We start from the raw sequence: 9,484 nt of genomic DNA, 5'->3' as shown, positions 1-9,484 counted from the left end.
GCGAAGACGAGCCGAGCGCCAGTGAGGTCGCCGGCTTGATAGCTGCGCTGTTCCCAGATCAGCCTGCCCGCCGCTGCCCATTCCGCCAGTTGCGGTGTGGCGGTGGGGCTGATCAGCCGCACCGGAAAGCCGGCGGCGAGCAGGCTACGCACTTTGCGCTCACCGACAGCGCCGCCGCCAATGACCACCGCCGGCATGTGCGATGGTTTGGTCAAGACAATCGGGTAATCCTGCGCCGGCGTTGCGGCAGTGGCTGGGGTTGGCGCAACGGCGCGGGTGGTGTAGCCGCGCGGCGTCACCATGTGGCCGGCTAGCGCAAAGCTCTGGCTATTGCCGATCAGCACCACCGTCAACATATCGGCTTGCGCTGGATCAGCTTCGGCGAGGGTGATTAGCGTAACTTGCTCATCGGCGCGAGTGACTTGGCGGCCAAACGCGACCGGCGTCTGCGGCGAACGGTGCTCGCGCACGATGGAGAGGGCTGCGGCCAATTGCCAGTTCCGCCCTTGCGAGCGCGGATTGTAGAGCGCGATCACGAAATCGGCTTGGGCTGCGGCACGCAACCGGCGCTCGATCAGCGGCCACGGCGTGAGCAGGTCACTAAGGCTGATCAGGCAGAGATCGTGATTGACCGGCGCGCCAAGGCGTGCCGCTAACGCCTGAAATGCGCTCACACCGGGAATGACTTCGACAACGGGATCGCGGCCAGTCCATCCCTCAGCGTTCAAGGTCTCGAAGACTGGCGCCGCCATCGCGTAGATGCCGATGTCGCCACTGCTGACCAGCGCCACCCGCCGGCCAGCCCGCGCCAGTTCGATGGCGGCCCGTGCCCGCCCCATCTCATCACCCATCGCCGGGGTGACGATGACCTCTTGGTCGGGCCGCAGCAACGGACGGATGAGGTCGATATAGCGGCCATAGCCGGTGACGACTTCGGCGTGGGCCAGCGCCTGCCGGGCCGCAACTGTGAGCTGGGACAGATCACCCGGCCCGATGCTGACCAGCGCCAGTTGGCCGGCGGCCTGAGCGGCGTCGCACGGGTTAGCGGCGGGTGCACGCAAGGCAACGGCGACGGTGCAACGGGCAAACGACCGCTTCGGCGCGAGCAGCGGCCCATGCGCCGCCACTACTGCGCACGGCTCGGCCACACCCGGCAACTCGAACCGGCTGGCGGCACTGGGACTGAAGCCTTCTGGGTCAAGCGCGCGCAATTGCTCGGTGGAGATGATGGTGAGCGGGACGCCAAGCTGGGCCGCGAGCGCGATAATCCCCGGCTCGGTCGCCTTCAGCTCAGCGGTGGCGATAGTGGCAACGCACTCCGGCAGCAGATCGGCCTCGGCCAGCGTTGTCGTCAGCGCCTCGGCCAGCTCGCCGGCTGGTGTCTCGCGCCGGCACCCAATCCCCACTGCCAAGACTGGCGGCAGATAGCGCAAGGCTTTGGGACGGATCGATGCCCACACGTCAACCAAGCGGCGATGGGAAACCACAATCGCAGCGGCGAAATAGTCATTGGCAAGAGCAGACGGTTCGCTCACCCATTCGACTGCCGGCGCAGCGGCGAGTTCGGCGGCCAGCAATTCAAGCACTGACGGTAACGCCGGGTCAACCCACACCCCGATCGGCTCGCCGTTGACCAGACACGCCATCACATGGGTAGTCGCTGAATCGGCGGCCAGTCGCCAGCCGCGATCGCGCCCGATCAGATCGAGCGCAGGCAAACCTTGGGTGTCGCTGGATGTCGTCAATGCGGCATGGCCGCCAGTAAGCGCGGCCAGCCGGCGAGCGAGTTCGTTCGCGCCGGCGCGATGGCCGCCCACCAACGGCACCGCAAACTGGCCCTGCTCGTCGAGGCAAACCACTGCCGGATCAACGGTTTTAGCGCGCAGCAATGGCGCTAGCGAACGCACCGCAATCCCAGCGGAACCGACGAAAACAATCGCCCGCGCCGAAGTCCACGCGGCCTGCATCGCTTCGGCGACGGTCGCATAGGGTATGGCGGCGGGCAGCTCAGCCGCAAAGCGGGCCGGCGCCCATACCGTGGCCGGCAACGCGGGGGCGAGTCGTTCGGCCAGCGCCAACCCAGCGCGGGTGATAGCGATGAGAGCGATGTTGATCATAAGAGCCTCAAATGATGTCAACGACAACGGGTAGGGGCATAGTGTTGCTATGTCCCTACCCGCCGGCGCAAGCGATGGCTATAGGTTGGATCGTAGAGCCGGCTGGTTGGCCGATCGGTGCGTTTGTGGGCCGGGTCGAGGGCCGCGCCAACCAAAATCAGCGCCTGCCGGGTGAAGCCAGCCGCTTTGACTTTGGCGGCAATATCGCCCAGCGTACCGTCAATAATCTCTTCATCGGGCCATGTCACCCGGTAAGCCACCACCACCGGCGTATCCGGCGTGTAAGCGCCGCCAGCCAGCAAATCCTCCACCACTTGCTGAATCCGGGTAATACCGAGGTAGATCGCCAGTGACGCGCCGTGCGCCGCCAGCCGGGTGAGCTGCTCGCGCTCCGGCAACGGGGTGCGCCCGGCGGGCCGGGTGAGGATAATCGTTTGCACCAATTCGGGAACAGTCAGTTCGACGCCGAGGCGGGCCGCGAGGGCGAAGGCGGCGGTCACGCCGGGAACGACCTCATACGGAATGCCAGCTTCATCAAGCGCGGCCATCTGCTCGTGGATCGCGCCGTACAGCGCCGGGTCGCCGCTGTGCAAGCGCGCCACCACCTGCCCGGCCTGCGCCGCTTCGCGCATCAGCGCCACAATCTGGTCAAGGTGCATCTCAACCGAACCGACAATCCGCGCTTCAGGCCGGGCATACGCCGCCGGCAGCGCCGCGTCAACCAGACTATCGGCGTAGAGGATCAGATCGGCTTGGGTCAGCACATCACGCCCGCGCACCGTGATCAGGTCAGGCGCGCCGGGGCCGGCCCCGACAAAATAGACGGTTCCGGAAACAACGGGGTAGGTCATAGCACTTCTCCGCGGCGAACAATAACGAGCGACAGGTACGGGCGATGGTGCGGGTCGAGTGTCCGCAAATCGCGCGTAATAAATTCACCCTCCAGTCCCACTCTCTCGGCATAGAGGGCGTGGTCAAGGAGACCGAGTTGTTCAAGCGCCGTGAGGATGGACGGCGCCGCAGCACCGGCCTTCATCAACACAACCGTGGCAAACTCGGCGAGGAGGCGCTGCAAGGCGGCGGCATCGGTCTCGTAGCTGGCCGGCAGCACAATCAGCCGCTCACCGGCCATAGCGAGCGGCATGCCGGCAGCGGCGGCAGCGGCGGCGAATGAAGTAACGCCGGGAATGACTTTGACCGGCAGGGTGGGAGCGCACACGCGCAACTCGCGCCACAGGTAGAAAAAGGTGCCGTAGAGCAGCGGATCGCCGAGCAAGAGGTAGACCCCGCGCCGCTCGGCGCCGAGGGTCGCGGCCATCACTTCGGCGGCGGCTTGCCACGCCGGACGTAGTTGGCCGGAATCGCGCGTCATCGGCAGCGGCAGCGTCACCACTTCTTGGCGGGAAGGATCGATCCACGGCGTCGCGATGCGCAGCGCAATGCTAGCATCGCCGTCGCGGCTCTGGGGCGCAAAGATGACATCAGCCGCCTGCACGGCGCGTAGGCCTTTGAGGGTGATCAGTTCGGGGTCGCCGGGGCCAAGCCCGACCGCAGTGAGTTCAGCATTCATACCAACACCTAACTTTCAGGCGCAGAGTGAGCAAAGGCGCTGTAGAGCCGGACGGCTGTCTGGCTCCCCAAGACGCAAAGGGTTTTAACGCAAAGGTGCGAAGGTGCGCAAAGGGCGCAAAGGATGTACACGCAAAGGCGCAAAGGGCGCGAAGATGCGCAAAGTGTTTTGGATGTGGCATAAGCATGCTTTTACTACCTCCATAAAATCTTCGCGTTCTTAGCGTCTTTGCGTTTGAACCCTTAGCGTCTTTGCTCGCTTTGCGCCTGCACCCATGCCACGATAAAGACTGGATTTAATGCGGCGAAGCGCAGATCGGATTGGATCGGCGCACCGCGGTTGATCTGCACCTGCGCCACCCGCGCCGCTGGCAAGAGGGCCAGCGCCGTGGCGAGATGGCCGGCGGTCACGAGGTTGAGCACCAGCCGGCCTCCGGTGCGCAGCCGTTGCTTGGCCAACGCAATGATCGCCTCTAACCTCCCGCCGCTCCCGCCGACAAAGATCGCATCAGGATCGGGCCAATCGGCACACGCCTCCGGTGCTTCACCGTGGGCCGCGTGCAGGTTAGGCGCGGGAAAACGGCACAGATTAGCGTGAATATGCTCGACAAACACCGCGCGCCGCTCGACCGCGTAGACCCGCGCGGTTGGGCATGCGCGAGCCGCCTCGATCGCCACCGCACCACTGCCGGCCCCGATGTCCCACAACACCTCGCCGGGTTGTAAGGCCAGCTCGGCCAGACTGAGCAAACGCACCTCGCGCTTGGTGATCTGGCCGGCTTCGGTGCTGAAGGCCTCGTCGGGCAGGCCGGGAGGGATGGGGCGCACGGGCCGGTCGTTCCAGACCACCAGCACATTGAGTGGATCAAATTCGGCGGTGACGAGATCGGCGAGGGTAGCGGAGACGACGTGCTGGCGCGGCCCGCCAAGCTGTTCGCAGACCGCGCAGCGGCTGGCGGGATCCATCCCGGCGGCGATCAACGCTTGCGCAATCACTGCCGGCGTCTGCTGGCGATCGGTCAGAATCGCCGCTTTGGGCGCGGCCAGCGCTGCCGGAACGATTGTCGCCAGCGGGTGGCCATGGGCGCTGAGCAAGACCGCATCGTGCCACGGCTCGGCCAGCGCGGCAAAGGCGAGTTGGGCCGAAGTCGGGGCCGGCACAATGTCAAGCGCTTCGGGCGGAAACACTCGCCGCAAACTGGCGCCAATCCCATACCAGAGTGGATCACCCGACGCCAGCACCACCGCCGTTCGACCGGCTTCCCACGCCTGCTGCAACCGGGCCAGCGCCGGCTCCACACTCGCTTCGACCGCCAGCCGCTCGGCGGCCACCTCAGGAAACGCAGCCAGATGGCGCTTCCCGCCTACCAGCAGATCGGCGCGGTCAATCCGCTGAAGAAGCTTAGCCGGCAAACCATCAGCGCCGGCATCGGTCAGACCGACCACCAGAATTGGCACACGCCGGCTCATGGCTCACCCTCCACAACCGTATCATCTTCGGGCAACGGATCGGTTGGCAACCGCTCGATCAACGGCGGCGGCAGATTCGCAGGAAGCGCGTGATCAGCAGCTACCGCCGCAGCGCGGGCCAGCACCGTACCATCAAAATCGACCAGAATGGTCTCGACATCCATCGCGCCGCCGTGGGCGGCAATGAAGCGCAGGCACTGGTCGAGGGCCAAATCGACGATCCGCTGCAACGGCGCTTGTTGGCCATACTGCTGGCACAACTCAAGAAAATGGCGGCCAGTATTCGCCTGCGCCACTACCTGCACCAACTCGTCCGGCGCACCTACTTCACGGCAGACCTGCGCCAGAAAGGCGAAATCGACCTGATTACCGGCGACGTGAGTTTGCATATAACCTTGCGCGGTCTTGATCATCTTGCCGATCATGCCCACAAACACGGCTGACGGCACGCCGTGGGCAATGCAGGTTTTGAGCGCATCGCCGGTAAAGACGCTCAACTCAACAAAAGCCATTTCAGGCAGATCGGGGAAGATACGCATCGCAAACTTCTCGGAACGGGCGCCGGTGCAGAGGATCATCTTCTGCACGCCATTGCGAGCCGCCATTTCGACCGCTTGGATCACGCTGGCCCGCCACGCGGCGGTGCTGTAGGGAAAGACCTTGCCAGTGGTGCCGAGAATGCTAATCCCGCCGATAATGCCGAGGCGCGGGTTGAGCGTCTTTTGCGCGATCTGCTCGCCACCGGGCACGCTGATAATCACCGCTAGCCCGGCCTGCGCTAGAAACGCTTCGCCGCCGGGAGCGAATTCGCGCACAGCATCAAGGACGTTAACGGTAATTTGCTGGCGCGGCACCGGGTTGATCGCCGGCCCGCCGACCGGCAAGCCTAAACCGGGCAGCGTCACCCGCCCCACCCCCTCGCCACCTTCCAGATGGATGCCGGGCGTGGCCACGAGCCGCACCTGCGCACAGATCAACGCGCCGTGGGTGACATCGGGGTCGTCACCGGCATCTTTGCGCATACAGCAATAGGCGCCGTTTTCATCGAGCCGGGTAACGGCGGGTGTCATCGTCGCGGTTTCACCAATCGGCAAGGTAATCGTCACCTGCGCCGGCCACTGCCCGCTGAAGAGGGCAATCGCAGCCGCTTTGGCGGCGGCTGAGGCGTTGCTGCCGGTGGTGTAGCCGGTGCGCGAACCGCGTTTGTTGCGGGGCGGAACCATATCGGCCATCGCTTGTCTCCGTATGTACATGTTTCACCGCAGCAGAGAGGGATATGTCATTGCGAGGGCGCGCAGCGCCCGAATCAATCTCCCTCTTCGGCGGAACCTATGCCTGAAGGGATGGCTCCCGTGCTCGCGGGGGATTGCTTCGCCTCGCTCCGCTCGGCTCGCAATGACAAGCGGTGAGTGGCTCTGCCCAAAAAACCTTTGCGATCTCTGCGCCCTTCGCGCCTTTGCGTTTATTGTCCCTGTGCCTTTGCCCCCTCTGCGCCTTAACGTCACACATCGCGGTTGTCTTCACCGAGCGCCAACCGCAGCAGCGCATTAACAATCGCCGTCGCCACCGGTGAACCGCCTTTGCGACCAGCGGTGACGATCCACGGCACATCTTGGCGGGCCATGAGCGCCGCTTTGCTTTCGGCGGTGTTGACGAAACCAACCGGTACGCCGATGATCAACGCCGGTTGCGCGCCGTGGTCAAGCAGATCGAGCAGCTCGAACAAGGCGGTCGGTGCATTGCCGATCGCCACGATCGCACCGGTCAGATGGCCCTGTTCGTAGGCCCAACGCAAGGCGGCGGCGCTGCGGGTGAGACCATTCGCCGCAGCGAGTTGGATAACATCAGGCAGGTCGTTAAAGCAATGCGCCGCGCCGCCGAAGCGGTGCAGCCGCCGCTGGTCGATGCCAACCCGCGCCATCTGCACATCGGTGATCACCGCGCAGCCGCGTTGCAACGCAGCGACACCGGCCTCGATCGCACCGAGACTAGCTAGGGTAATCGTGGCGAACTCGAAGTCGGCGGTGGTGTGAATGATCCGCTCGACGACCGTCGCGAGCGGTTGCGGCAAGGTGATCCCGCGTTCGACCAACTCGGCGCGGATGATCGCGAACGAGCGAGCGGCGATCTCGGCGCCGGTCACAGGCACGTGCTCGGTCATAGGTTCGCTCCCCGGCGCAACTGCAAAGCAACCTGCGCCACCCGCCGGCCCAAGGCTTGCGCTTGCAACAGATCGGCTTCGGTAATCTCACCAACCGACGTCGCACCGTAATAGGAACCGGCCTGCGCCATCAGCGGCGTCCACGGCAGGCCAACGATGATCATGCTGCCGCCAAGTATCCAGTGCAGCACCGAGAGCAAGGTAAACTCGGTGCCAGAATGGCGTCCGGCGCTGCTAGTAAAGGCCGCGCCAACTTTGCCGGCTAAGTTTCCCTCTTCCCACAGATCGCCGGTCGTGTCGAGCCAGCGCTTCAGCGTGCCCTTGATACCCGTCCAGTTCGGCGTACCGATAATGATCCCGTCAGCTTCGAGCAGATCTGCTTTGGTGGCATGGTTAGGCAAGCGCACCTTCACCTCGGCGCTGGGAACGGTCGCTACGCCAGCGGCGATGGCTTGGGCTAATTGGGCCACGTGATCGCCAACATCGTGCAAAATAAAGATGCGGCACGTCACATCAGTCATTGGCGGATATGCTCCTTCCAGTAGTGGTAGGTCTTGGCGACGGCGGTCACGATATTCTTGATCTCGGCTTCAAGCCGGAACTGCGGCCCCGTCGGCAACAGCAAGACCCGATCTTCACGCCGCACACTGACATTTTCCACGATAATCGCCCGCAATAGCCAGATCGCCATCTCTTCACTCTCGCAGACGAGGCCGATCCAGCCGGGAGCGACATCGGTCTTCACCGGCAGATCAGTTACCATCGCTAGGGCGCGGGAGAGTTCGGCAATTACGCGGGCATAGCCGGCGGGATCGGCCCGCACGGTGGCCGGATCGACCGGTTCGAGCAGGGTGCCGCGATGGGGCGGGCCACCGGCCAGCGCCAATTCGCAGAAGGGGTTGTTGGGGTCATCACCGCCCCACACCCGATCCCATGCCACCTGCCCCTGTTCATCGAACACCAGCGGCGCCGCGGTCATCGGCGCGGCGCTGACCGGACGGCCACCTTGGTAGCGTGGCGGCAAGATCGCCTCAATCCCGCGTGCTGGCGTCTCGCCGCGCAGGCCGTGATCGTGATCGCTGGTCTGCGGACGGCCAAAATCGGCGGTAAAGCCGGGGAAGAGACGACGGTACTTGCACACGTCGCAATTGACCGCCGCTTGGCCTTGCACTGCTTCGTGAAACCGTTGCTCAATCGCCGCGATCACCCCCTCGTGCAGACCAAGGTGGCCGGTAAGGACGAGATCGTGATCGAGATAGCGTTCGCGGGCAGCAATGACCTGCTGCTCAATCCGTTGCAAAATCCGCCCGGTAAAGATCAGGTATGGAATGATCATTACCCGCCGCGCACCGAGCGCGATACAGGCATCAATCGTTTCCGGCACGCGTGGCGTGGTGATGCTGTAGAAGCCGTACAACACCCGCGCATAGCCGCGCCCTTCCCACAACAAGCGAGCCATACGGGCCACATCGGCATTGCTATCGGGATCACTGCTGCCGCGGCCAATCAGAGCCAGCGCCGTCTCGGCGCGCGGCGCCGGCGGCGCTGCCGCTTCAGCTTCAGCCAAGCGGTCGCCAAGGGCTTTGAGCAGCGAATACTGCACCCCCAGCGGCGCGCCGTAGTAGATAGTGAGTTCGGGCCAACGCGCGCGCGCCTCGCGCAACGCGACCGGAATATCGTTCTTTTGATGGCCGGCAGCGCCGAGCAAGAGCGGCAATGCGACGATGCGCTGATAACCGACGCGAGCGCAAGCATCTATCGCTTGCCCAATCGGCGGATCGGCCAATTCCAGAAAGCAGGGTTGGACAAAGAGATCAAGCCGTTGTTGCACCAACGCGGCCAATTGGTGGTATTCCTCTAAACCAGCAGCATCATCGGTGCCGTGACCGATCAGCAACAGTGCAGTAGCAGTCATTGCGGCGACCTCGATTCAGTGAAACGCGCGAACACCAAAGCGCCCACCAAGCCGGCTATTATCAGCGCCATCACCAACCGCCCCAACCGGCGCGCTTCGCCGATCATCGCGGCATCGGGCAAACGGCGGCCATCACCAAGCGCATAGTGTTCACGCTTGGTTAGAACAGTATCCAGCGCGCCGGCCATCGCCGCCATCGGCCAGCCGGCGTTCGGCGAAGCGGTGCGGCGGGCATAACGCCACGCCACCGTG

General features: G+C 64.3%; 9 protein-coding genes. All 9 read right to left on the bottom strand.

Annotated elements, in window-relative coordinates:
• Positions 1-2,117, bottom strand: a 2,117-nt coding sequence (cobJ, locus tag U9R81_RS12285; RefSeq protein ID WP_322495738.1) for a precorrin-3B C(17)-methyltransferase, incomplete at its 3' end; no start/stop codon positions are given.
• Positions 2,118-2,164: 47 nt separating this feature from the next.
• The gene (gene cobM, locus U9R81_RS12280; RefSeq protein WP_322495737.1) at positions 2,165-2,968 is read right to left on the bottom strand and encodes a precorrin-4 C(11)-methyltransferase; all 804 of its coding nucleotides are present in this window, start codon (positions 2,966-2,968) and stop codon (positions 2,165-2,167) included.
• Positions 2,965-3,687, bottom strand: a complete 723-nt coding sequence (cobI, locus tag U9R81_RS12275; RefSeq protein WP_322495736.1) for a precorrin-2 C(20)-methyltransferase — start codon at positions 3,685-3,687, stop codon at positions 2,965-2,967. Before cobI ends, cobM begins: the two co-directional genes overlap by 4 nt.
• A gap of 242 nt (positions 3,688-3,929) precedes the next feature.
• Entirely contained in the window at positions 3,930-5,156 is a 1,227-nt protein-coding gene (gene cbiE, locus U9R81_RS12270) for a precorrin-6y C5,15-methyltransferase (decarboxylating) subunit CbiE (protein ID WP_322495735.1), read from the bottom strand.
• Positions 5,153-6,388 (bottom strand): cobalt-precorrin-5B (C(1))-methyltransferase, encoded by a 1,236-nt coding sequence (locus U9R81_RS12265; RefSeq protein WP_322495734.1) that lies wholly within the window; start codon positions 6,386-6,388, stop codon positions 5,153-5,155. Before U9R81_RS12265 ends, cbiE begins: the two co-directional genes overlap by 4 nt.
• A gap of 269 nt (positions 6,389-6,657) precedes the next feature.
• A complete protein-coding gene (locus U9R81_RS12260) occupies positions 6,658-7,317 on the bottom strand; it encodes a precorrin-8X methylmutase (RefSeq protein WP_322495733.1) in 660 nt (219 codons plus the stop codon).
• On the bottom strand, positions 7,314-7,838 hold the full coding sequence (locus U9R81_RS12255; protein WP_322495732.1) for an NAD(P)H-dependent oxidoreductase: 525 nt from the start codon (positions 7,836-7,838) through the stop codon (positions 7,314-7,316). Before U9R81_RS12255 ends, U9R81_RS12260 begins: the two co-directional genes overlap by 4 nt.
• Positions 7,835-9,232, bottom strand: coding sequence for a sirohydrochlorin chelatase (locus U9R81_RS12250; RefSeq protein ID WP_322495731.1), 1,398 nt, complete (start codon positions 9,230-9,232; stop codon positions 7,835-7,837). The genes U9R81_RS12255 and U9R81_RS12250 overlap by 4 nt, the downstream gene beginning before the upstream one ends.
• On the bottom strand, positions 9,229-9,484 hold a 256-nt coding region (locus U9R81_RS12245; protein WP_322495730.1), incomplete at its 5' end, for a cobalamin biosynthesis protein. The genes U9R81_RS12250 and U9R81_RS12245, both read right to left, overlap by 4 nt.

Origin of the sequence: Chloroflexus sp. (genome assembly GCF_034435895.1) — a bacterium.
Lineage (GTDB): Bacteria > Chloroflexota > Chloroflexia > Chloroflexales > Chloroflexaceae > Chloroflexus.
Note: the sequence above shows the minus strand (reverse complement) of the source record. Positions and strands in the feature narration are given on the sequence as shown.

Bases quoted from the DNA above. Each gene is read 5' to 3' on its own strand.
- cobM (WP_322495737.1), bottom strand. From the start codon at position 2,968: ATGACCTACCCCGTTGTTTCCGGAACCGTCTATTTTGTCGGGGCCGGC.
- cobI (WP_322495736.1), bottom strand. From the start codon at position 3,687: ATGAATGCTGAACTCACTGCGGTCGGGCTTGGCCCCGGCGACCCCGAA.
- cbiE (WP_322495735.1), bottom strand. From the start codon at position 5,156: ATGAGCCGGCGTGTGCCAATTCTGGTGGTCGGTCTGACCGATGCCGGC.
- U9R81_RS12265 (WP_322495734.1), bottom strand. From the start codon at position 6,388: ATGGCCGATATGGTTCCGCCCCGCAACAAACGCGGTTCGCGCACCGGC.
- U9R81_RS12260 (WP_322495733.1), bottom strand. From the start codon at position 7,317: ATGACCGAGCACGTGCCTGTGACCGGCGCCGAGATCGCCGCTCGCTCG.
- U9R81_RS12255 (WP_322495732.1), bottom strand. From the start codon at position 7,838: ATGACTGATGTGACGTGCCGCATCTTTATTTTGCACGATGTTGGCGAT.
- U9R81_RS12250 (WP_322495731.1), bottom strand. From the start codon at position 9,232: ATGACTGCTACTGCACTGTTGCTGATCGGTCACGGCACCGATGATGCT.